This is a genomic window from Actinomadura chibensis NBRC 106107, assembly GCF_001552135.1.
Lineage (GTDB): Bacteria > Actinomycetota > Actinomycetes > Streptosporangiales > Streptosporangiaceae > Spirillospora > Spirillospora chibensis.
The window spans coordinates 1-22,231 of sequence record NZ_BCQP01000061.1 but is presented as its reverse complement, the minus strand read 5'-3'; the positions used below and the strand labels follow the sequence as shown (position 1 = coordinate 22,231).

The 22,231-nt window shown below is 73.6% G+C and carries 22 protein-coding genes; 7 read left to right on the top strand and 15 right to left on the bottom strand.

The window, feature by feature from the left end; all coding sequences use genetic code 11:
* Positions 1-43: 43 nt before the first annotated feature.
* Both ACH01S_RS32575 and ACH01S_RS32570 read right to left on the bottom strand, forming a co-directional pair.
* Positions 44-778, bottom strand: a complete 735-nt coding sequence (locus tag ACH01S_RS32575) for an SDR family NAD(P)-dependent oxidoreductase (RefSeq protein ID WP_067900638.1) — start codon at positions 776-778, stop codon at positions 44-46.
* Positions 778-1,563, bottom strand: coding sequence for an SDR family NAD(P)-dependent oxidoreductase (locus ACH01S_RS32570; protein ID WP_067900635.1), 786 nt, complete (start codon positions 1,561-1,563; stop codon positions 778-780). Before ACH01S_RS32570 ends, ACH01S_RS32575 begins: the two co-directional genes overlap by 1 nt.
* Positions 1,564-1,969: 406 nt before the next feature.
* Between ACH01S_RS32570 and ACH01S_RS32565 the strand changes: the two genes are divergently transcribed.
* The gene (locus ACH01S_RS32565; protein ID WP_148344037.1) at positions 1,970-2,551 is read left to right on the top strand and encodes a three-helix bundle dimerization domain-containing protein; all 582 of its coding nucleotides are present in this window, start codon (positions 1,970-1,972) and stop codon (positions 2,549-2,551) included.
* Positions 2,552-2,590: 39 nt separating this feature from the next.
* Here the strand turns inward: ACH01S_RS32565 and ACH01S_RS32560 are convergent, their stop codons facing one another.
* Positions 2,591-3,541: a helix-turn-helix domain-containing protein gene (locus ACH01S_RS32560; RefSeq protein ID WP_067900630.1), complete on the bottom strand. Its 951-nt coding sequence runs from the start codon at positions 3,539-3,541 to the stop codon at positions 2,591-2,593.
* A gap of 71 nt (positions 3,542-3,612) precedes the next feature.
* Here ACH01S_RS32560 and ACH01S_RS32555 point away from each other — a divergent pair, with 71 nt between their 5' ends.
* Positions 3,613-3,933, top strand: coding sequence for a cupin domain-containing protein (locus ACH01S_RS32555; protein ID WP_067900629.1), 321 nt, complete (start codon positions 3,613-3,615; stop codon positions 3,931-3,933).
* Positions 3,934-4,129: 196 nt separating this feature from the next.
* Entirely contained in the window at positions 4,130-5,161 is a 1,032-nt protein-coding gene (locus ACH01S_RS43980; protein WP_067900627.1) for a hypothetical protein, read from the top strand.
* A gap of 26 nt (positions 5,162-5,187) precedes the next feature.
* Here ACH01S_RS43980 and ACH01S_RS32545 read toward each other — a convergent pair whose 3' ends face one another.
* From ACH01S_RS32545 to ACH01S_RS32535, 3 genes are all read right to left on the bottom strand, one after another.
* The gene (locus ACH01S_RS32545; protein WP_067900819.1) at positions 5,188-6,744 is read right to left on the bottom strand and encodes an alpha/beta hydrolase; all 1,557 of its coding nucleotides are present in this window, start codon (positions 6,742-6,744) and stop codon (positions 5,188-5,190) included.
* Between the two features lie 14 nt (positions 6,745-6,758).
* Positions 6,759-7,916 (bottom strand): serine hydrolase domain-containing protein, encoded by a 1,158-nt coding sequence (locus ACH01S_RS32540; protein WP_067900623.1) that lies wholly within the window; start codon positions 7,914-7,916, stop codon positions 6,759-6,761.
* 128 nt (positions 7,917-8,044) lie between these two features.
* The gene (locus ACH01S_RS32535) at positions 8,045-8,785 is read right to left on the bottom strand and encodes a PIG-L deacetylase family protein (RefSeq protein ID WP_067900620.1); all 741 of its coding nucleotides are present in this window, start codon (positions 8,783-8,785) and stop codon (positions 8,045-8,047) included.
* A 320-nt stretch (positions 8,786-9,105) separates the two neighbouring features.
* On the opposite strand from ACH01S_RS32535, the gene ACH01S_RS32530 reads away from it, so the two are divergent.
* Positions 9,106-9,810: a phosphatase PAP2 family protein gene (locus ACH01S_RS32530; RefSeq protein ID WP_067900616.1), complete on the top strand. Its 705-nt coding sequence runs from the start codon at positions 9,106-9,108 to the stop codon at positions 9,808-9,810.
* A 10-nt stretch (positions 9,811-9,820) separates the two neighbouring features.
* On the opposite strand, the gene ACH01S_RS32525 is transcribed toward ACH01S_RS32530, so the two are convergent.
* Entirely contained in the window at positions 9,821-10,558 is a 738-nt protein-coding gene (locus ACH01S_RS32525) for a GntR family transcriptional regulator (protein ID WP_067900614.1), read from the bottom strand.
* Positions 10,559-10,637: 79 nt separating this feature from the next.
* On the bottom strand, positions 10,638-12,086 hold the full coding sequence (locus ACH01S_RS32520; RefSeq protein ID WP_246236404.1) for an MFS transporter: 1,449 nt from the start codon (positions 12,084-12,086) through the stop codon (positions 10,638-10,640).
* Between the two features lie 109 nt (positions 12,087-12,195).
* Between ACH01S_RS32520 and ACH01S_RS32515 the strand changes: the two genes are divergently transcribed.
* Positions 12,196-12,690: a winged helix-turn-helix transcriptional regulator gene (locus ACH01S_RS32515; protein ID WP_067900608.1), complete on the top strand. Its 495-nt coding sequence runs from the start codon at positions 12,196-12,198 to the stop codon at positions 12,688-12,690.
* A 43-nt stretch (positions 12,691-12,733) separates the two neighbouring features.
* On the opposite strand, the gene ACH01S_RS32510 is transcribed toward ACH01S_RS32515, so the two are convergent.
* A complete protein-coding gene (locus ACH01S_RS32510) occupies positions 12,734-13,597 on the bottom strand; it encodes an alpha/beta fold hydrolase (protein WP_067900605.1) in 864 nt (287 codons plus the stop codon).
* A gap of 240 nt (positions 13,598-13,837) precedes the next feature.
* On the opposite strand from ACH01S_RS32510, the gene ACH01S_RS32505 reads away from it, so the two are divergent.
* Complete coding sequence (locus ACH01S_RS32505; RefSeq protein WP_067900602.1) at positions 13,838-15,766, top strand: APC family permease; 1,929 nt, start codon at positions 13,838-13,840, stop codon at positions 15,764-15,766.
* A gap of 18 nt (positions 15,767-15,784) precedes the next feature.
* Here the strand turns inward: ACH01S_RS32505 and ACH01S_RS32500 are convergent, their stop codons facing one another.
* From ACH01S_RS32500 to ACH01S_RS32485, 4 genes are all read right to left on the bottom strand, one after another.
* Positions 15,785-16,087 carry a hypothetical protein gene (locus tag ACH01S_RS32500; protein ID WP_067900599.1) on the bottom strand — a complete coding sequence of 101 codons (303 nt, stop codon included), beginning with the start codon at positions 16,085-16,087 and terminating at the stop codon, positions 15,785-15,787.
* Between the two features lie 102 nt (positions 16,088-16,189).
* Positions 16,190-17,083: a M48 family metalloprotease gene (locus ACH01S_RS32495; RefSeq protein WP_067900595.1), complete on the bottom strand. Its 894-nt coding sequence runs from the start codon at positions 17,081-17,083 to the stop codon at positions 16,190-16,192.
* Positions 17,080-17,451, bottom strand: a complete 372-nt coding sequence (locus ACH01S_RS32490; RefSeq protein WP_067900592.1) for a BlaI/MecI/CopY family transcriptional regulator — start codon at positions 17,449-17,451, stop codon at positions 17,080-17,082. Before ACH01S_RS32490 ends, ACH01S_RS32495 begins: the two co-directional genes overlap by 4 nt.
* 45 nt (positions 17,452-17,496) lie before the next feature.
* A complete protein-coding gene (locus ACH01S_RS32485; RefSeq protein WP_083981396.1) occupies positions 17,497-19,542 on the bottom strand; it encodes a SpoIIE family protein phosphatase in 2,046 nt (681 codons plus the stop codon).
* A 158-nt stretch (positions 19,543-19,700) separates the two neighbouring features.
* Between ACH01S_RS32485 and ACH01S_RS32480 the strand changes: the two genes are divergently transcribed.
* Positions 19,701-20,153 carry a MaoC family dehydratase gene (locus ACH01S_RS32480; protein WP_067900812.1) on the top strand — a complete coding sequence of 151 codons (453 nt, stop codon included), beginning with the start codon at positions 19,701-19,703 and terminating at the stop codon, positions 20,151-20,153.
* 10 nt (positions 20,154-20,163) lie between these two features.
* On the opposite strand, the gene ACH01S_RS32475 is transcribed toward ACH01S_RS32480, so the two are convergent.
* Positions 20,164-20,970 (bottom strand): SAM-dependent methyltransferase, encoded by an 807-nt coding sequence (locus ACH01S_RS32475; RefSeq protein WP_174564930.1) that lies wholly within the window; start codon positions 20,968-20,970, stop codon positions 20,164-20,166.
* 178 nt (positions 20,971-21,148) lie between these two features.
* Positions 21,149-22,231 (bottom strand): PQQ-dependent sugar dehydrogenase (locus ACH01S_RS32470; protein WP_255220360.1); only part of this gene is annotated, 1,083 nt, incomplete at its 5' end.

Below are 22,231 nucleotides of genomic sequence, written 5' to 3'. Positions count from 1 at the left end.
CTCTCCCCTTCCCCGGGTCGTCTCCCCGGGTCGTCGGACGCCGTCAGATGAGGTGGGCTCCGCCGTCCACCAGCAGCACCTGTCCGGTCGTGTAGGTCATCTCGCTGAGGTCGAGGACCGCGCGCGCGACGTCCTCCGGCGTCCCGACGCGCCGCAGCGGCGTGCTCTGCCGCACCTTCTCGGCGATCGGCTCGAAGAACTCGCTCCGCTCGGTCCACGGGGTGGCGACGAGGCCGGGGGCCACCGCGTTGACGCGCACGTCCGGGCCCATGGCCGCCGCGAGCAGCCGCGTCATGTGCTCGATGGCGGCCTTGCTCACCGCGTACGGGATGGAGCTCCCGGCGGGGCGGCTCCCCGCGACGGACGAGACGTTGACCACCGAGCCCTTCGCGCGCGCCAGGTGCGGCATCGCCGCCACGGTCGTCTGCCAGGTGCCGACGACGTTGAGGGCGAGGATCTCCCGCCACGCCTCGGGCGTCGCGCCCGCGAGGTCGGTGTGCGGGATGGCGCGCGTCCGCCCCGCGTTGTTGACGAGCAGGTCCAGGCGGCCGAACCGGTCGACGGCCGCGTCGATCAGCGCCGCCGCCTCGGACTCGGCGGAGACGTCCGCCTGGACGTAGTGGGCGTTCGGCAGGTCCGCGGCGACCTTCTGGCCCGCGGTCACCGACCGGGCCGAGTTGACGACGACGCCGTGGCCCGCCGCGGCGAGGCGCCGGGCGATCGCCTCGCCGATGCCGGACGAGGAGCCGGTGACCACGGCGATCCGTGCGGCGCCCATCAGTAGTTGCCCAGCCCGCCGCACACGTTCAGGGCCTGTGCGGTCACCGCCGCCGCGTCGTCGTGGACGAGGTACTCGACCATGGCGGCGACCTCGCGGGCCTCGACGTACCGGCCGATCGGCACGCGCGTGGTGATCCGGTCGTGGGCCTCCCGCTCGGTGACGCCCCAGATCCCGGCGTAGTGCTCGCGCACCCGCTCGGCCATCGGCGTCTCGACGAACCCGGGGCAGACGGCGTTGACGGTGATCCCGGTGGAGGCGAGCTCAAGCCCGAGCGCCTTGCTGAACCCGACCACGCCGTGCTTGGACGCCGAGTACGGCGCGGCGTGCACGACGCCCTGCTTGCCCCCGGTGGAGGCGATGTTGATGATGCGGCCCCGTCCCCGTTTCCGCATCCCGCCCGTCGTCAGCACCTCCTTGGTCATCAGGAAGACGCTGTTCAGATTGGTGTTGATGACGTCGAACCACAGCTCGTCGGAGATCTCGGCGGTCTCGCCGCCGCCGCTGCGCCCGGCGTTGTTGACGAGGACGTCGATCGGACCGAACCGGTCGACGGCGTCCGCCACCAGCGCCCTGATCTGCGCGGCGTCGGAGACGTCGCAGGTGCCGCCGTCCGCCGTGCCGCCCTTGTCGCGCAGCTCCTTGACCGTGCCGGCCACCCCGTCCGGCCGCCGGGCGGTCACGTAGACGCGCGCGCCCAGCCCGGCGAGCCGCCTGGCGATCTCCAGGCCGATGCCGCTGGTGGCCCCGGTGACCAGCGCGGTGGGCCCTGTCTCGTGCGCCATGAATCCTCCTTCGCCGCGATGCGAACCGGACCCGCCCAGCGTGCCGACCCGCCCTGGAGCCGGGATCGAGCCGCTCTGGACCGGAGGAGGGGATGCCCGGCTTTCATGGGATAGACCGTAACTGGATTTAAGGGCGCGACGGCAAAGTGAAGCAAGTACGCTTTTGCTCCGTTTGGGAATCGGGTGCCGCTCACCGTGGCCGTTGTCGCGCTCTTAGGTGACGGGTTTGGCGCGGAGCGGACGAGAAATCGGCGGTTCGGCAACCATTCTGGTAACGATTTCGCGGCGCGGGTACTGATCATGCTGGTCGAGGCTGGATCCTGCGGGTATGGGCGGGACCGGTGGTCTGGGGATCTGTCCGACCGACTGCGTCGTGGAGCAGTTGAGCGGTTGGCCGGCGCTGAGGTTGTGCAGAGCCGATTGCGGTTTCGGCAGAGCGTTCGCCTGCGGAGGCGACCAGATCCTCCATCTGCACGGCCGTGATCTGGCCGAGCTGTATCTGACCTGGCCGCTCATCTGGCGGATGCGCCGCCCCCTCATGGACTGCGCCTCCGTGCGGATCCGGCCCGGCAACGGCTGGCTGCGGATCTGGCTGGGCGGCGACGACGACATCGCGCTGCTCATCTCCCTCGTCAGCGTCGCCATCAAGGCCGACCTGGCGACGATCGACACCGTCCAGCCGCGGGTGGGCGCGTGCTCGCTCGGGTATTCGCACCTCGCCGAGCAGTTCATCCCCCAGCCGCCGCCCGGCCGCGGGGGCCTGCCGATGACCCCGTCCGGGAATCCGATAGAGCGCGAAGAGCACGTCATGCGGGAGGTGACCGACCGCCTCCTGCGCAGTTTCGCCGGCCGGCGCCGTCCCGAGCAGGTGACCCAGACCGTCGACTCGGTGTACCGCCGCTTCGACAACCGGCCCATTCGGGATTTCGTCCCCGTGCTGGTCGAGCGCCTCGCCCGCGAGCAACTCGTCCCCGAACCGCCGGGCTGACGGCGCCGGGACGAAATGGCGCCCGCCCCTTCGGTCGCGTCAGGGCTTTCGGGCGTGGAATGCGCGGCGGTAGGCGCCGGGAGTGGTGCCGAGGGCGCGGAGAAAGCGCCTGCGGAGGTTGGTGGACGAGGAAAGCCCGGCCCGCCGCGCGACGGCGTCCAGCGGCAGGTCGGAGGATTCGAGCAGTTCCCGCGCCGCGGAAAGGCGCTGGGCGAGCAGCCATCGCCCCGGGCCGACGCCGAGCTGGTCGGTGAACCGGCGGGCGAGGGTGCGCGCGGAGACGCCCGCGTGCGCGGCCATGTCCTGGACGCCGATGGGGTCGGCCAGCCGTCCGGCGGCCCAGTCCAGCAGCGGCGCGAGCGACCCGTCGATCTGGACGGGACGGGCGGGCGCCGCGTACTGCGCCTGGCCGCCTTCGCGGTGCGGCGGCATGACCATGCTCCGCGCGATGTGCGCGGCGTACCCGGCGCCCTGGTCGGCGCGCACCAGGTGCAGGCAGAGGTCGATGCCCGCGCCGGCGCCGGCGCTCGTGGCGACGTCCCCGTGGTCCACGTAGAGGACGTCGGCGTCGACCTGGACGGACGGGAACCGGTCCGCCAGCTCCCGTGCCCGCGCCCAGTGCGTGGTGGCCCGCCGTCCTTCCAGGAGGCCCGCGTGCGCCAGCGCGAACGCGCCGGTGCAGATGCTGACCAGCCGCGCGCCGCGCTCGTGCGCGTCCCGCAGGGCCCGGACGACCGCGCGCGACGGCGGCTCCTCGACGGGCGTCCAGCCCGGGACGACCACCGTGTCGGCGCGGCCGAGCGCCTCCAGCCCGTCCTCGACCAGCATCGAGTACCCGGCGCGGGTGCTGACCGGGCCGGGGCGCTCCGCGCACACGCCGAAGCCGTAGCGGACGGGAAGCTCCGGCCACGGCGTCCCGAACACCTGGGCCACGAAGCCGAGCTCGAAGGTCAGCTGCCGCGGCCGGACGAGCGCCACCACCCGATGCATGGCAGAAAAGTACCCTAGGGCGTCTTTCCTGACACTGGGGGCGCGGGCGAGCGCCCGGGCAGGGTGGCCCCATGGCGACAGTCGATTGCGTGTGGGCGGCCGTCCAGGACGCCCCGGTTCGCGAACTCTTCCCGGGCATTCGCCTACGCACGCTATGGAAAGGGGACAATGGCGCCTCCGCCCACGTGCTGGAAATGGATCCGGGTTCCCGCTGGCAGGGCGTAGACGTCCACGAGCCGGGCCCGGAGGAAGTCTTCGTCACGTCGGGCGTCTTCAACGACGGCGTCCGCGATTATCCGGCGGGGTCGTTCATCCACGCCCCGGCGGGCTCCAGCCACGTCCCGCAGACCACGACAGGCTGCACTTTGTTCCTCTTCTACCCCGAAGGCTGAAGAACACCGCACCATTCCCCCGAATTCGGCAATACCGCCCGCACTCCCGGGCGAGGAGGCGGCACGATGTTGACTCTTCATTAAACGACTTCCTTAGCGTCCTTCTTCGCACCCTCGTTACGATGCTGCGGTAAATCGTGACGGGGTCAACGGCGCGCCGGTTCCGGGTGGTCCGCGCGTCCAAGAAGGGGGAAGTATGACGTTTCGCATTTTCCTGATCGCCATCGCGGCGGCGGGAACCGTCCTGCTCGGCAACGGCGCGAACGCCGCGACTCCACCGGCCGCGCCGCCGCCGTCGCAACACGTGGGGAATGGCGCGAAGGCACCCGTCACGGTGGTGAACGTCTACGGCGACAACAACACCATCGTCACCGACCGGTCGGTGGCGACGATCGGGAACGGCGCCCGGCCCAACGCCAACACCGGTGACGTCTCGTCAAGCGGAACCCTGGGAATCGACGACAGGAACTCGACGCTGCAGTCCGGCGCCTCGGCGAACGGCGCGCCCGCGACTCCGACCAGGACGGATCCGGCCGCGACGCGTTCGCGGCCCCTCCCCCAGGCCAGGTACGGGACTCCGCGCCCGGCGGGCGCCCGCGCCGGGAAGCCGCGGCCCGTCCGCAAGACCCGCACGCGGGCCACGCCGCCGAAGTTCCCGGTCCCGGCCGGGGAGAAGGGGCAGAGCACCGCCATTTCCGGATACGAGGACCATTCGGTGAACGTCTCCGGCCAGGACCAGATCGCCGTCTACGACGATTCCAACCTTTTCGTGAACCGCAACGGGCAGCTCAACGCGAACACCGGTGACACCGATTCGAGCGGCCTCAACGCCGTCGACGTTTCGGGCTCGACCGTCAAGTCGGGCAACCACACCGAGGACGGCGAGAACGGCGACGACAACGACAGGCGGGCGGAACCCCGCCCGACGGCCGAGCCGGTCGGCCGGCCGGCGACGCCGGCGACCCCGAAAGGGCAGACTTCCAGCACGGTGACCGACGAGGGCGAATCCAACGCCACCGGCAAGAACAGCCTCACGATCGGAGCCGACGGCTACGACAATCTCGGCACCACCGTCCGGGGAAAGCGGAACATCGCGACCTACGACGACTCGAATGTGGTGACCGGCGGCACCGGGGACGTGAACGCGCAGATAGGCGACAGCGACACCAGCGGCGCCGTCGTCATGGACGTCCACGACTCGAATCTCCAATCGGGAAATTCCACCTGATTCTCCAGCGGTGAACGCGGGGCCGGTCACCGCTCCGGCGGGCAGGTCTGGTCCGCGGCCGGGAGGCGGCCGGTCAGCAGGTAGGCGTTCACGCGGTCCCGGACGCATCTGTTCGGGTAACCGCGCTGATAGGGCGCGTGGACGGCGGCGTCCAGCGTGATCATCCGCGAGCCGCGCAGCAGCCGGTGGACGGTCTCGTTCCGCTCGTAGGTGGTGCGGGTGTCGCCGGTCGCCGCCACCATCAGCGCGGGCAGGTCCGCGTCGATCCTGGTCGGCGGCTCGGCGGGACGCACCGCCCAGAACGCGCAGGGCTGGATGTTGTGGGCCGGCGCTCCGAACGTCGGGGACGAGCGCCGGTGCCTCTGGACCTCCCGCCAGTAGAACGCCGGGTCGCGGGGCGCGGCCCGGTCCCCGCAGATGATCGCGGACTGGCCGCTGCCCTCGGCGGAATCGGCGCCGGTCAGCAGGTAGGCCAGCTCGTCGTCCAGTTCGGGCGTGGGCTCGGCCGGACGTCCCGCCGCCGCCTCCCGCAGCACCCGGACCGAGTCGGCGAGGACCGCGCGGGCGCCGTCCTCGTCGGTGCCGAGGTTGTCCATCAGCACGATCGGGAGCATCGAGGCGTCCAGCCGGTACGAGCCGACCGCGAGCGGGCGGCGGCCCGCCTCGGCGGCGATGCCGCGCACCACCGCGAGCACCTCGTCTCGGGTGTCGCCCAGGCCGTACGCCCGGTCGCGCTCGGCGGCCCATCCGGCCCACGCGGCGAGGGCGCGTTCGTTGGCGCCCTCGGTCCCGGCGATCAGGCGCGGGCCCCAGGTGTAGGGGTCCTGCGAGCTGTCCAGGACAACGCGGTCGAGCCTGCCGGAGAACATCGTCGCGTACACCGAACCGAGGTAGGTGCCATAGGACGCACCGTTGTAGGACATCCTGCTCTCGCCGAGCGCTCCCCGGATGACGTCCATGTCGCGGGCGATGTTGCGGGTGCTGATGTGCTGGATCACGTCGGCGTTCGTCCGGGCGCAGCGGTCGGCCAGGTCCTTCGCGAAGGCCGCGCCCCGCTCGAACGAGCGGCGCGTCGGTCCCGGTCCCTTGATCCACGTGGCGCTGGGCCAGCCGCAGTCGATCCCGGCGCTGCGGCCGAGCGACCTCGGGTCCATGCCGACCAGGTCGTAGCGCGGGCCGGCCGCGCCCATCAGGGTCCGCATGTAGGGCGGCAGGTCGATGGCCGCGCCGGGCCCGCCGCCGTTGAGCAGCATCATGCCGAGCCGCGGCCCCGGGCCGGACGCCTTCAGCCGGGAGATCGCCACCGTGATCGTCCGGCCGTCCGGCTTCGTGTAGTCGAGCGGGACGGTCACGTCGGCGCAGCGGGCCCCGGCGGCGTCCAGCTCCTTGCCGGTCTCGTCGCCCGCGCCGAGCGTGCACGCCTTCCAGTCGAGCCGCTGCTGGTAGAACCGGCCGAGACCGCCCTGCCCAGCGGCGGAGGTCGCGGCGGTCGAGGACGGCGTCCCCGACATCGCGGGCACCGCCAGCGCGGCGGCCGCGGCGGCGCCGATCACGAGCACGGCCGCCGATCGGATCGTGGTCACCGTGAGTCCCTTCGTCACGTGTCGCACAGGGCGGTCTGGACGAGGTTCAGCTCGTCGTCGAACGCCTCTTTGGTCGCGGGGTTCTCGTTGAACGCGATCGCGACCCGGCGGCCGGACGGCGCGGCGCCCGCGATCGAGGTGAAGCCGTCGATGTCGCCCGCGTGGCCCCACCACGTCCCGCCGCAGCGCAGCGGCGTGCCGATCAGGCCGAGGCCGTAGGCGGCGCCGTCCCAGACGCGGTCGGGGTCGAGGGCGACCGTGTCCTTCATCTCCGCGAGCAGCGCGGGCGGCAGCAGGCGGCCGCCGAGGAGCGTTCCAAGGAAGACGGACACGTCCCGCTGGGTGGAGACCAGCGCGCCGCCCGTCCACGCCACCGTGGTGTTCAGCTCCGTGTAGTCGAGGACCGTGCCGTCCTCCTGCCGCACGTAGCCGCGCAGGTGGCGGCCCCTGATCCGGACCTCGTCGCCCGGCCAGTAGGTGTCGCGCAGCCGCAGCGGGGCGATGATCCGGCGCTGGATCTCGTCCTCCACGCGGTGCCCGGTCACCTTCTCGATGAGCAGCCCCGCGATGACGTAGTTGGTGGTGGAGTAATGCCATCCGGTCTTCGGGGCGGGCAGGGACAGCGCGCGGTCGACCAGTTCCACCGGCTCGAAGTGCCGGAACCGGAACTCGTCGGTGGACGCGAAGGAGTCCATGTGGTCGGGCAGGCCGCTGGTGTGGTTCAGCAGGCTCCGCACGGAGATCCGCCGGCCGTCGTGGCCGTTCCGGTCGAGCAGGCCGGGCAGGTAGCGCGCGACGGGCGCGTCCAGCGAGATCCGCCGCTCGGCCGCGAGCTGGAGCACGGCGGTCGCGGTGAACGTCTTCGTGATGCTGCCGATCCTCGTCCGCGAGGCGGCGTCCATGGGGCGTCCGTTCCGCCGGTCGGCCTGCCCGGTCGCCGCCGTCCACGTCCCGCAGCGCGGGTCGTCCACCCGCACCGCCGCGCCGGTCAGCCCGTGGACGCCCGTCATCCGGTCGAGCACCCGCCGGGCGGCGGCGTGGTCGCAGCCGCGCGGGACGGCGGCCCGCGCCGGCGCGGGCGCCACGGCCGGGACCCCGATCGCGGCGCCCGCCGCGAGCACCGCGACCGCCCTCCGGACGGCGCGTCCCCGCCTGGATTCGGTTGTGGTCATGTCCACCGACGCTAGGCCGCGGCACGGCCCGGCGCAGTGCGGCGATCACCCCGATCGGCGGTCAGGCTCCCCGCACCGCGAACAGGGGGGACAGCCTCATCGACACCGCCGCGCGCCGGGCCGGGCGGTCAGCGCGCCAGCCGCCACGCGGCCTCGTGGGCGAGGAGGGCCGTCCACCGGTGCGTGTCGGCGGGACCGAGCCCGAGCGCCGGGAGCTGGCTGCGGTACGCCCTGACGGCGCGGGCCTTGCGCGCCCGCTCGTCCGCCGCGAGCCGGACGGCCCGGCGGGCGAGCCCGGCCGGGTCGACGCCGTTGCCCACCAGCTCGTCGACGACCCACCGGTCGGGGTCGAGGTAGTCGGCGGGCTCGGCCCCGGTGACCCAGGTCGGCCAGCCGTGCGCGATCGTGTAGGGGAGGTCGGCGTACAGGTGGACCGGGGTGGCGCGGTCGCCGGCGGCGTCCAGCGCGGCGAGGACGGCCCTCCGCAGCGCGACGTGGTCGGGGTGGCCGCCGATCCCGGCCGGGATCCAGATCTCGGCCGCGTCCGCGACGTCGGGCCGGAGGCGGTCGGCCAGCCGTCCGAGGTCGGGCGCGCCGGTGCGGAACTCGTCCTCGGGCTCGTCGAGCCGCCGCCAGGCGCAGCCCAGCGCGGACATGGCGGCGTCGTCCTCGGCCAGCCGCTCCCGGTGCCGCTCGGCGGCCGAACTCGCGCGGGTCAGCCGTCCCCACTCGGTGTTCTCGACGTCCTCCGGCGGCGCGCCCGCGAACACCGTCACGACCTCCGCGCCCGGACGCGCGAGCTGCACGGACGCCGACAGCACGGCGTCGTCGAGGTGGGCGGAGAACACCCGCACCGCGCCTTCCGCCACGGCTACACCGCTTCCGCCGGGCCCGCGGCCCTTTTCCACTCGGGCGGGAATTCCCGGAAAGGGCGCGGCGCGTATTCCGGGCCGGATTCCCGATCACCTAATGATTCGGCGGTCGTCAAGAAGCACCTTCTCGGGGGGCCGGACAACTGCTGATGATCTTACCCAACAATGGACGGGGGCAGCGGCGCGTCGCCGCGGCCGGGCGACCGCGCGCTGTACCGTCGTCCTGCCGGGCGAAGGGGCCGCCGCGCCGACCTCGTCCCGGACGTGGAGACCAGGCACAGGTGGCGACCGGGGGTTGGCTCGTGCGTGCGTCCGAAATGCGACGACCAGTCTCGCCGCCCGCCGAGCCGGGAGCGGGCCGGTGGCGGCGGGCCGCCGCGCCCCTCGCGCTGGCCGTCGCGCTGGCGGTGTGGACCCTCCTCGTGCTGGTCGGCGGCCCGGTCGTCCACCTGGACGTGACGATCAGGGACGCCGTCGTCCACGCCACGGCGGACGGACGCTGGTCCGCGCCGACGCACGCGGCCCGGGAGTACGCCAGGGTCGGCGACCCGGTCGCGGCCGGGACGGTCCTGGCCCTCGTCGCCCTCGTCCTGGCGTTCCTCCGCCGCGACGTCCGGCCGATGCTCCACGCCGTGGCGGCCGTGGTGCTGCTGGTCGTCACCGTGATGATTCCGAAACTGCTCTACCACCGGACGGGCCCCAATCCCGCCGATCCGGGAAACGGCGGGACCGGGTTCTACCCGTCCGGTCACACCACCACATTCCTCACCCTTTACGGGACCGCGCTGATCCTCGCCGCCTGGCCGCTGGCGCGCTGGAGACCGTGGGCGGTCGGAGCCGTCGTCGCCGTCGCGGCGGGCTCGTACGGAACGGCGCTGGTGTGGTGCGACTACCACTGGACGAGCGACGTGGTCGGCGGCTGGCTGCTGGGCCCGCTCATCCTGTGGACGGTGTTCGCCGCGAAGACCACCGCCCGGGCGATCGACCGGCTCGCCGAACGGGTGAAACCGCCGGAACGCTGACTCCGCCCGCCTACCCTGCGGAGCGGCGCGGGGACTTCAGCCCGAGGTGGATGCGGTACCGGTCGGCCCGGTAGGTGGAGAAGGCGACCTCGGCGCAGACCCCGCGGCTGTAGGTCCGCTGGCGCAGGAAGAACACGGCGGCGCCCGGCGCGATGCCGAGCGGCGCGGCGTCGTCCTTCCCGGCCGGGCCCGCCTCGATCGTCTGGTCGCCCTCGTCCATGACGATCCCGAACTCGGTCTCCAGCGTCCTGAACAGGGATCCGCCGGGCGCGCGGCGCTCGAACAGGCCGGGCGCGAGGGACGCCGGGATATGAGAACGTTCCACCGCCATGGGCTCGCCGTCCGCGAGGCGCAGCCGCTCCAGCACGTGCACCGCCAGCCCGGGCGCCGCGCCGAAGTACCCGGCGAGGCGCGCGTCGGCCTCGATCGTCCGGGCGCGGAGGTCGCGGCACCCGGGCGCCATGCCGAGGGCGCGCATGTCCTCGGTGAAGGACACCAGTTCCTTCGGCATCCGCACCTTCGGGCGCGCGACGAACATGCCCTTCCCGTGGACGCGGCGGAGGCGGTCCTCGGCGACGAGCTGGTCGACGGCCTGCCGGACGGTCGCCCGCGACAGCCCGAACCTGCGGCAGAGGTCGCGCTCGGACGGGACGGGCGCCCCCACCGGCAGCCCGCCGTCCTCGATCATGTCCAGCAGGATGGCGCGGAGCTGGAGGTACTTCGGCATGGGCCCGGAGGGATCGATCACCCTTCATGCATATCCGATCGCCGCCCGATCCGTCCGTGCCGGGCGCGGTCACCGACCCCCGGCGGTGTCACGGACCGCATCACGACATGCGGGCCGTGTCGCGGGCGGCCGGAGCCGTCGCGGGACCGGCGTCCGGGCGGGCGCGGGGAGCGCGCAGGCCGGTGGCGACGACGGCCGCGCCGAGCGCCGCCGCCGCGACCGGGACGACCAGCGCGGCGCGCAGCCCGTCCATCCCCGACCCGGCGGCGACGCCGACGGCGGTGACGGCGGACAGGCCGAGCGCCATGCCGAACTGGATGGAGGTGTAGAGCAGGCCGCCCGCGAGCCCGTGCTCGTCCGGCGCGACGCCGTCCGTGGCCGCCATGGTGAACGGCCCGTAGGCGAGGGCGAAGGACACGCCGAGCAGGACCAGCGACGGGAGCATGGCGGCGTAGCTCCAGTCCGTCCCGACCGGGAGGAACAGGGCGTACGCGACGGCCGCGAGCACGACCCCGCCGAACAGCACGCGGACGTTGCCGAACCGCTCCACCAGCCGCGGCGTCAGGACGGGCGCGAGCACGGTGTCGACGCCGATCACCAGCATGGCGAGCCCGGTCTCCAGCGTGCTCCAGCCCCGCTCCTCCTGGAAGTACAGCGTGGCGAGGAACTGGAACCCCGAGAACGCGGCCAGGAAGAGCAGCGCGGCGACGTTCACCCGCACGAGCGGCGCCGACCGCAGCACCCCGAGCCGCACCAGCGGGGACGACGACCTCCGCTCGACCGCCGCGAACAGCCCCAGCAGCACCAGACCGGCGGCGAACATCCCGGCGGTCGCCCAGGCCCCTTCACCGGGATGCTCCAGCCGGACGACGCCGTACGCCAGCGCCAGCATCGCCCCCGTGACGCTGAACGCCCCCGCGAGGTCGAACCCGCCCCGCGGGCGCTCGCCCCGGGTGTCGCGGACGACGGCCAGCGCGGCCGCGAGGATCAGCGCCGACAGGACGACCGGCGCGAAGAACACCCACCGCCATCCGGCGGTGGCGAGCACGCCGCCCGCGACGACGCCGAGCGAGAAGCCGCCCGCGGCCGTCCCGGCGTAGAGGCCGAGCGCCTTGGTCCGCGCGGGCCCCTCCGGGAAGTTGGACGTGACGAGCGCCAGCCCGGCGGGCGCCATGAACGCGGCGGCGACCCCGGTGGCGAACTGGGCGACGAGCAGCATCCAGCCCTCGGTGGCGAGCCCGCCGAGGCCGGAGGACACCAGGAAGGCGCCGAGCGAGGCGACGAACACCCGGCGGTGCCCGAGCAGGTCGGCGGCGCGCCCGCCGAGCAGCATGAACCCGCCGTAGCCGAGGACGTAGGCGCTGACGACGCCGGACAGCGTCCCGGTCGACAGCCCGAGGTCGGCGCGGATCGACGGCAGCGCCACGTTCAGCATCGCCACGTCGATCCCCTCCAGGAAGATCGCGCCGCACAGCACCAGGAGCACGGCCCGCGCGCGTCCCGTCAGGCGGGCGGACCCGTCCTCGGCCTCTGCCGCGGAATTGGACACGGAATTGGACATGGCGCCCTTTCGCGGAGGGAGCCGTCCGGGGCGGTTCCCCGGATGTCGGTCGGTTCCCTCTTGTAACCGACAGCATCGTCGGGCACCATCGGTGAGCATGGAAGACGGAACTTCGGAGTCCCTCGGTAACCGCTGTGATACCGGCCTCGACGACGACGTCGTCCAGTGGGACCAGCGCGCCGACTGCGAGGTCCGGCAGATCCTCGACCGCGTCGCCGACAAGTGGTCGCTCCTCGTGATCGCGCTGCTGGACAAGCGGAGCCTGCGCTTCACCGAGCTGCGCCGCGCGATCGACGGGGTCAGCCAGCGAATGCTGACCCGCACGCTGCGCCACCTCGAACGCGACGGGCTGGTGAGCCGGACGGTGCACCCGACCGTCCCGCCCCGCGTCGACTACGCGCTCACGCCGATGGGCGCGACCCTGCACAGCACCATCCGCGCCCTGGTCGGGTGGACGGAGGAGCACCAGGGCGCCATCGCCGCCGCCCGCACCGCCTACGACCGGCGCGCCGCCGCCGAGCGGGCGGCCGCCGAGCGCGAGGCGGCCGAGCGCGACGCCGTCGCCCGCGCCGCCCTCCCCGCCAGGACCTGACGGCGCGCCATCGGTCGCGGCCCGTCGAGCATGGCGCCGGAGGTCAGGCGAGCGCGCGCGGAAGGAAGCCGCGGATGAGGGCGGCGATCTCGCGGCCGTGGGTCTCAAGGGCGAAGTGCCCGGCGTCGAGGAGGTGGAGCTCGGCGTCCGGCAGGTCGCGGGTGTAGGCGCGGGCGCCCTCGACGCCGAAGATCTCGTCGTTGCGGCCCCAGGCGATCAGCATGGGCGGACGGTGCGTCCGGAAGTACTCCTGGAAGGCCGGGTAGGCGGCGATGTTGGTCTGGTACAGCCAGAACAGCCGGACCTGGATCTCCTTGTTGCCGGGACGGTCCAGGTAGCTCATGTCGAGGGTCCAGGAGTCGGGCGACACGCGGTCCAGGCGGTCGGCGGGGACGCCGTGCGTGTACTGCCAGTGGATCGCCTCCAGGCTCAGCGACGCGGCGACGGTCGGCTCGTGGGTCTCGCGGTCCTTGTAGTACTCGAACAGGACGTCCCAGAAGGGCGTGAAGCCGTCCTCGTAGGCGTTGCCGTTCTGCGTGACGATCGCGGTGATCCGCTCCGGGTGGCGGCTGGCGATGCGCAGCCCGATCGGGGCGCCGTAGTCCTGGACGTAGATGGCGAAGCGGTCGAGCCGCAGCGCGTCGAGCAGCCCGAGGGTGACCTCGGCGAGGCTGTCGAAGCTGTAGTCGAACTCGTCCACGGACGGCATCGCCGACTGGCCGAAGCCGATGTAGTCGGGCGCGACGAGGTGGAAGTCGTCGGCCAGGTCGCGCAGCAGGTCGCGGTACATGGCCGAGCTGGTGGGGAACCCGTGCAGCAGCACCAGGACGGGCTTGGCCGGGTCCCCGGCCTCCCGGTAGAAGACGTCGAGCCCGTTGACCCGGACCGTGTGATGACGGACGTCCATCGCTCCACCTAACTGTTGAAGGCACTTACGACAGTTAGAGTTAGCCAGCGTCGCACCTAACTTGTCAAGTTCATCTTGCCGGTTAGAGTACGGCTCGCCGCCCCGCACCGCGACCGGTGGCCGATGGCCCGTCCCGGCGCGTGTTCGCCGTTCTTTCTTCCGGAGGGGGCGCACGATCCGTCCTGACGCCAGTAAGGTGTCCTGTTTTTGTTGGTCAGGGTGGGACCGAGGTGAATGCGGATGAGCACGTCGATCCAGGGGGACACGGGCTCAGGGGTGCGGAGATGGCTGCTGCAGGGGCTGCACCGCCCCGGCCGGAAGGCGGGGCCGCACCGCAGGCCGAGCCACGAGGACGCGCCGCACAAGCAGCACGCCTGGTGGCAGGTCATGTGCCTGACCGGCGTCGACTACTTCTCCACCCTCGGCTACCAGCCGGGGATCGCCGCGCTCGCGGCCGGGGCGCTCAGCCCGATCGCGACGCTCATGCTCGTCGCGCTGACGCTGTTCGGCGCGCTGCCGGTGTACCGGTCGGTCGCCGGGCAGAGCCCGCACGGGCTCGGCTCGCTGTCGATGCTGGAGCGGCTGCTGCCCGGCTGGCGCGGGAAGCTGCTCGTGCTGTTCCTGCTCGGGTTCGTCGCGACCGCGTTCATCGTCACCATCACCCTGTCGGCGGCCGACGCGACGGCGCACCTGCTGCACAACCCGTTCGTCCCGGACGTCATGGCGGGCTGGCAGATCCCCGTCACGCTGATCCTGATCGCCGCGCTCGGCGGCATCTTCCTCGTGGGCTTCAGCGAGGCGATCTCGATCGCCGTGGTGCTGGTCGCGGTCTACCTCGCGCTGAACGTCGTCGTGGTCGGCACGGCCCTCGCCAAGGTCGCCGGGGACGCCTCGCTCGTCGGCGACTGGACGGACGTCCTCACCACCGAGCACTCCAGCCCCGTCGCGATGATCGCCGTCTCGCTGTTCGTGATGCCGAAGCTCGCCCTCGGCCTCTCCGGCTTCGAGACCGGGGTGGCGGTGATGCCGCTGGTCAAGGGCGGTCTCGAACAGCGCATCCGGGGCGCGCGCAAGCTGCTGACCACGGCGGCGGCGGTGATGAGCGTCTTCCTGATCACCTCCAGCTTCGCGACGACCGTGCTGATCCCGAAGAAGGAGTTCGAGGACGGCGGCAAGGCCAACGGCCGGGCGCTCGCCTACCTCGCGCACGAGAACCTCGGCGACTGGTTCGGCACCGTCTACGACGTCAGCACGATCGCGATCCTGTGGTTCGCGGGGGCGTCCGCCATGGCCGGGCTGATCAACATCGTGCCGCGCTACCTGCCCCGCTACGGGATGGCGCCGGACTGGGCGCGCGCGACCCGGCCGCTCGTCCTGATCTTCACCGGCGTCTCGTTCGTGATCACGCTGCTGTTCCGCGCGGAGGTCGAGGCGCAGGGCGGCGCGTACGCGACCGGCGTGCTGGCGCTGATCCTGTCCGCCGCCGTGGCCGCCACCCTCTCCGCGTGGCGGCGCGGGCGGCGCCGCGTCGGCGCCGGGTTCGGCGTGGTGACGGCGGTCCTCGTGTACGCGACCGTCGCGAACGTCGTCGAGCGCCCGGACGGCGTGGTGATCGCCGTGCTGTTCTGCGTCGCGATCGTCGTGACGTCGCTGATCTCCCGCGCCACCCGCTCCACCGAGCTGCGCATCACCGGCGTCGACCTGGACGAGACCGCCCGCCGGTTCCTCGCCGAGACCCGCGACCTGCGCGTCATCGCCAACGAGCCGGACGAGCGCGACGAGCGCGAGTACCGCGACAAGGCGGACGAGGCGTGGGCGCTGCACCGGCTCCGCGCCGACGAGGGCCTGCTGTTCCTGGAGATGACCGTCTCGGACGCCTCCGAGTTCGAGTCGACCGTCCACGTCGTCGGCGAGGAGCGGCACGGCTACCGGGTGCTGCGCGCCGAGAGCCCGAGCATCGCCAACGCCATCGCCGCGATCCTGCTGCACGTCCAGGACGAGACCGGCAAGCAGGCGCACGTCTACTTCCACTGGGTGGAGGGCAACCCGGTGGGCGCGCTGCTGCGCTACCTCGTCTTCGGCGGCGGCGACATCCCGCCCCTCACCCGCGAGATCCTCCGCCAGGCCGAACCGGACGTCGAGCGGCGCCCGGTCGTCCACGTCGGCTGAGCCGCGCGGCCACCCGGCTCAGCCGCGCGGGCCGCCCGCCCGCGCGATGATCCACTCCGTGGTGCGGCGGACGCGGACGATCCGGCGCCGCAGCCGCGTCCGTTCGGGCGCCGCCGTCGCCGCCCGGTGCCGGTGCTCCCCCACCCGCGGCCGCGCGCCCGCCACGCTCCGCGCCGCCGCGGCGAGCAGCGCCGCCGCCTCGGCCAGCTCGGCGAGGCCGCGCTCCTCCTCGCGGGGCCCGGGCGCCCGCAGCACCCGGACGTAGGCCCCTTCGACCTCGGCCATCCGCGCACCCAGCCGGAGCAGCCCCTGGTCGCTCATCGTCGTCTCGCCCCCGTGCGTCGCGGCGTATCTCCTTCGTCTGCGCCTCTGACTCAAGGATGCGCCGCGGGCGCGCGGGGTTCGAGTCATTTCCCGGCCGGGTCACCCGAAGGCGAGCAGCGACACGAGGCACGACACGAGGACGTGGTCGAGCTGCAGCGTCGTCGCGGTCAGCGTGCCGGTGACGACGCCGTTGCCCATGCACAGCAGCGGGCCGGTGACCGCGTTCTTCGCCGGGGCCGTGCCGCGCAGCGCCTCCACGCGCTGGACGACCCCGGACTCGGCGAACGCGGCGCCCGGCCCGGCGGCCCGGGGCTGGGCGAGGGCCACCTTCGCGATCGTGCGGGCGACCAGGGTCCGGTCGCCGACCGCCTCGGCGGCGTCCTCGTCCGCCCAGCGCTCCACCGCGAGGCGCAGCCGCGCGTCCAGCGTCCCGAGCGGCGGCAGGACGGCCGCCGCGAGCAGCCCGGCGGCGAGGTAGCGGTGGTGCCGGTGCCGCAGGTGGGACGTCTCGTGCTGGAACACGACGTGCAGCTCCCGCGTCGTCAGCCCGCTCAGCAACCCCCTGGAGAGGAGGACCCCGCCGTCGCGTCCCGGCACCGCGACGGCGATCGGGACGTCCGTCTCCAGCGGCTCCCCGGCCGCCGCCGTCCGCGCGGCGCGCAGCTCGCGCGTCCAGCGGAGCGCCGTCCGGGCCGCCGCGCCCAGCCCGGCGAGCGTCAGGGCGATCGCCGGGACGCCGACCGGGTGGGGCACCGGCCGGTCGTCGCCGAACAGCGCCCACTCGGGGACGTGCGCGGCCGCGGCCGGCGCCAGCGACGCCGCGTAGTTGATCCCGACGAAGCTCCCGGTGCCGAGCGCGGCCGTCGCCGTCATCGCGGCCGTCGTCGCGAGCAGCCGCGCCGACCAGGACGGATGCAGCGGCAGCGGGGCCAGGCCGAGCGCCAGGGCCAGCGCCAGCACGATCGCCAGGGGCAGGACGGTGAACCAGGTCACCCGGCGTCCTCCGGCCTGTCGAGGCCGTCGAGGAACTCGCGCAGCGCGCGGGCCTCGGCGGCGCTGAGCGACCGCGCGAACCGGCTGAGCGCCCCGCCCGGGTCGCCGGCGTGGCGGAGCTGGTCGTGCATGCGTCCCGCGACGAGGGCCGACTCGTCCACGGCGAGCCGGTACCGGTAGGACCGCCCGGACCTGGTGCGCGACACGAGCCTCTTCTCGTGCAGCCGGTGCAGGATCGTGTTCACCGTCGTGTAGGCGGGGTCGCCGTCGAGCCGCGCCACGATCTCGGCCGTGCTCGCGTCGCCGCCGAGCGCGGCCAGCGCGGCGAGGACCTCGGCCTCCAGCTGCCCGAGCGGTCTGCGCGCCACCGGCCCGCCTCCTTTCGACATCCCGCGTCCGGCCCAAGATATCGGTCAGTCCGCGCCGGGACGGCGGAGCGCGATCATGGCGAGGTCGTCGATCCCCGCGGTCGGGAGGTGGCCGATCAGGCCGTCGCAGAAGGCGGGGAGCGGGCGCCCCGCGAGGACGCCCGCCCGCTCGCGGAGCCGTCCCAGCCCGACGTTCAGGTTCTCGCCCGGCCGCTCGACCAGGCCGTCGGTGTAGAGCACCAGGGTGTGGCGGGGCGGCAGGCCCAGCGTCGCGCTGCGAAAGGGCAGGTCGTAGAGGTCGCCGAGGCCGAGCAGCGGGTTGGTGCCGTCCTCCAGGAGGCGCGCGTCGCCGTCCGGGCCGACGAGGAGCGGCGGCGGGTGGCCCGCCGTGGCGTAGCTGAGCCGCGGCTCGCCCGGCTCGCGCTCCTCGATCTTGGCGAGGGCGCAGGTGGCCGTGCCGTCCGGGGTGAGCGTGGCCATGGCGATGTTGAGCCGCCGCAGGATCTCCCCCGGCGGGCCCGCGCGGTCGACGATCAGGCCGCGCAGGATGTTCCGGAGCTGGCTCATCGCGACCGCGGCGGCCAGGTCGTGGCCCGCCACGTCGCCGATCGCGAGGACGAGCGCCCCGTCCGGCAGGACGAATGAGTCGTACCAGTCGCCGCCCACCTCGGCGGTCGCGGGGCTCGGCCGGTACCGGGCCACGATCTCGCGGCCGGGCACGGCGGGCGGCTCGGCGAGCAGGCTGTGCTGGAGGGCCAGCGCGACCTGGTGGGTGCGCTGGTACTGGATGGCGCTGCTCAGCGCGTCGTGGGCGTGGTCGAACAGCTGGCCGAGCAGGGCGACGTCGTCCTCGCTGATCGGCTCGCGGTCGGCGGTGGCGGCGGCGGTCACGACGGCGGCGACCGTCCCGTCCACGGTCACCGGGAGCAGGACGATGCTGTTCGCGCTCGCCTTGACCAGCCAGTCGCGGGTGACCTCCGGGAACAGGCCGCGCGGCGGCTCCCCGGGCGGGAAGGTCCGGTACAGCGGGCGGCGGCGCCGGACCGTCCGGGTGAACTCGCTGTCGGCGGGGAACCACTCCTCGCCGAACGGCGGCTGGCGCGGCAGCCCCGCCCGCGCGGCGGTCGCGACGCGCTCGGCGACGACCGGCGCGCCGCCCGGCCGGTCGGTGAAGTCGGGCAGCAGGTGCACGCCGCACCCGTCGGCGAGCGCCGGGACGAGGACGTCCGCGAGCGCGCCGAGCATCTCCCGCACCCCGGTGTGCTCGCTGGTCGCGACGGCGGCCCGCTCCAGCAGCTCCCTGCGCCGCTCCAGCCGCCAGCGCTGCTCGATGTCGACGCAGGTCCCGACCCATTCGACGATGGCGCCGTCCTCGAAGACGGGCGCGGAGTGGACCTCGAAGTGCCGGTGGTCGCCGTCGACGGTGCGCAGCCGGAGGACGTACTCCCACGGGCGGGCGTCCTCGATGGCCGCGCGCCACGACCGCAGGGCGGGGTCGCGGTCGTCCGGGTGCAGCGCCCGCAGCCAGCCCCGGCCCCGGAACTCCTCCCAGGTCTGCCCGGTGACCCGCTCCCAGCCGGGGCTCGGCTCGATGGGCTCGCCCTCCGGGTTCGTCACCCAGACGATGTCCGCGCTGACCCGCAGGAGGCTCTGGAACCTGTGCAGGGCGCGGCGGTGCCGCTCGACCGTGTGGTCGGCCTGCTGGGCGGCGAGGACCTGCCGGGTGACGTCCACGACCAGCACGAGGACGCCCGGCCGGTCGGTGGAGATCCTGGACAGGCTGAACGAGAAGAACCGCTCCTCGTACCCGCTGTCGGGGTAGTAGAGGCTGACCGGGGCCTCGGCGAGGCTGACCGGGAGGCCGGTGGACAGGACGCGGTCGAACAGGTCCAGGTAGTCCTCCTGGAGGAGGTCGCGGAACGTCTCCCGCATCGGGCGTCCGAGCGCCCGTTCCCCGAAGCTCCTGCGGAACGCGTTGTTGGTGTAGGTGAGGACGTGGTCCGGGCCGTTCGTGATGGCGACGCCCACCGGGGCCGGCTCGAACAGCTCCGGCGCCTTGCCGTGGTACTCCTCCTTTCGGGCGTCGTCCATGCCGTCCCCTCGGTTGCCGGTTGCGCCTCCCCCTGCCCCTACCCCCGCTGGCAGGGGACATGACCGTCCGGACGTCGGCCGGGGGACAAACCGGGAGGCGGCCTCTTGTGCCGCGGCGGCATTGCCCGCCGCCGGACCGGCTCGTGAGGATCGGCGCCATGAGACGTTTCGCCGACCTCGCCGAGTTCGCCGCCGCGAAGGGCGAGCACCTCGGCTACAGCCCCTGGCGCGAGGTGACCCAGCGCCGGATCGACCTGTTCGCCGCGGCGACCGACGACCACCAGTGGATCCACGTGGACCCCGGGAGAGCGGCGGACGGCCCGTTCGGCGGCACCATCGCGCACGGGTACCTCACGCTGTCGCTGGTGAGCGCGTTCATGCCGGAGATCTTCCACGTGGCCGGGGTGTCGATGGGCGTCAACGTCGGGCTCAACAGGGTCCGCTTCCCCGCGCCGGTCAGGACCGGCGCCCGCGTCCGGGGCGGCGCCGAGCTGGTCGACCTGAAGAACTCCCCGGCGGGGAAGCTGTCGACGGTGCGGGTCACGGTCGAGGTCGAAGGTGGGAAGCGTCCGGCGTGCGTCGCGGACACGCTGTCGCTGTACGTCCCCTGAGGCGCGGCGGTCAGGGTTTGCGGGCCACGGCCGCGTACATGTTGGTGGCCGTGTCGGGGAGCGGGGCGTCGCCGGGGTCGGGGCGCCAGCGCGGCATCGGGACGACGCCGGGCGCGAGGATCTCCAGGCCGGTGAACAGCCGCTCCACCTCGGCGCGGTCGCGCAGGTACATCGGGATCCCGCTGCGCGTGTACTGCTCGGCGAGCCGCCGCGACTCGGGCGCGAGGTCCCCGGTCGGGACGGTCACCGCGACATGGCTGCCGGACGCGAGCGGCCCGACCAGCGCCTCCACCAGGCCCCGCGCGTCCGCGACGAACTGGAGCATCGCGATCACGGTGAGCGCGACCGGCGCGGACAGGTCGACGAGCCCGTGCAGGACGCGGTCGCCGAGCAGCGCCTCCGGGTCGCGCATGTCGGCCTGGATGTAGGCGGTGCGGCCCTCGGCCGTGCTGGTCAGCAGCTCGCGCGCGTGCGCGAGGACGACGGGGTCGTTGTCGACGTACACGATCCGCGCGTCCGGCGCCGCCGCCTGGACGACCTCGTGCAGGTTCGGCGAGGCGGGGATGCCGCTGCCGACGTCGATGAACTGCCGGAGGCCGAGACCGGTGAGGTAGCGGGCCATCCGCCGCATGCACGCCCGGTTGGCGAGCATCGACGCGCGCAGCCCCGGCCAGCCCGCGAGGACCTCGGCGGCGGTCTCGCGGTCGGGGGCGAAGTTGTCCGCGCCGCCGATGATGTAGTTGTACACGCGCGCCGAGTGCGGCCGGTCGGTCTGGAGCCGGCTCGGGTCGAGGGGGCTCAGCGGGGCGTCCGCCATGTCCGTCCTGCCTTTCGGTCGCGGGCGCCGCGGGCGGCGCGGCCCTCCGTCCAGCAGAGCACGGCCGCCGGGTTCGGGGAAGGGGCGGGACGCGGGGAAACCCGCGGCCGGCCGGACGACCCGAGCTCGTCCGGCCGGCGCAGGCGGTCCAGCCGCGGGAGCGCCGGAGGCGACCCGGCTAGCGGCTCTTCTTCGGGAAGCTGATCACGCGGTCGTCGGTCGCGGCGGGCGAGCCGCGGCCGTCCCGGTTGCTCGTCATGATCCAGAGGCTGCCGTCGGGGGCGAGGGCGACGGTGCGGATCCGCCCGTAGGTGCCCTGGAGGACGGCGGTCGGGGCGCCGGAGGTGCCGCCCTTGCCGTCCAGCGGGACCGTCCAGAGCCGCCGCCCGCCGACGGCCCCGGCGTACAGGGTGTCGCCCACCACGGCGGCGCCGCTGGGCGACGCCTCCCGCGTCTGCCAGACGACGATGGGGTCGTGGTAGGTGGGCTCGCCGCCCTTGCCCTCGACGTTCGGCCAGCCGTAGTTGCCGCCGGGGACGATGTGGTTGATCTCGTCCCAGGAGTTCTCACCGAACTCGGTGGCGTACATCTGGCCGTTGCCCCAGGCGACGCCCTGCACGTTGCGATGGCCGAGGGAGTAGACCCGGGAGTTCGGGAACGGATTGTCGGCGGGCGGGGTGCCGTCGGGGTTCATCCGCAGGATCTTCCCGGACGGGGAGTTCGCGTCCTGGGCGTTGGTCCGCGTCCCGGCGTCGCCGACGGTGGCGTAGAGCTTGCCGTCGGGGCCGAAGGCGAGGCGTCCGCCGTCGTGGAAGGTGTTCTTCGGGATCCCCGAGTAGAGCACCTCCTGCTGCGCGGGCGTCGCGAGCTTGAACCGGACGATCCGGTTGTCGGACGAGGACGTGTAGTAGGCGTAGACGTAGCCGTCCTGCTCGTAGGTCGGGGAGACGGCGAGGCCGAGCAGCCCGCCCTCACCCGTCGACACGGGGCCGGTGAGCTTCGCCACCTCGGTCGGGGTGGTCGAGCCCGGGGCCAGCTTGAGGACGCGGCCGGACGGCCGTTCCGAGATGAGCGCGCTGCCGTCGGGCAGGAACGCGAGGCCCCAGGGCACGGTCAGGTTGGTGGCCAGGACCTTGGGGGCGTTGAAGTCGAAGGCGGGGTCGGCGGCGCGCGCCGCGGCCGGACCGGCCGGGACGGGCGCCGCCGCCGCGGCGGGGACGGGGAGCGCGGCCGCGACCGCCATGGCGGTGACCACGGCGGG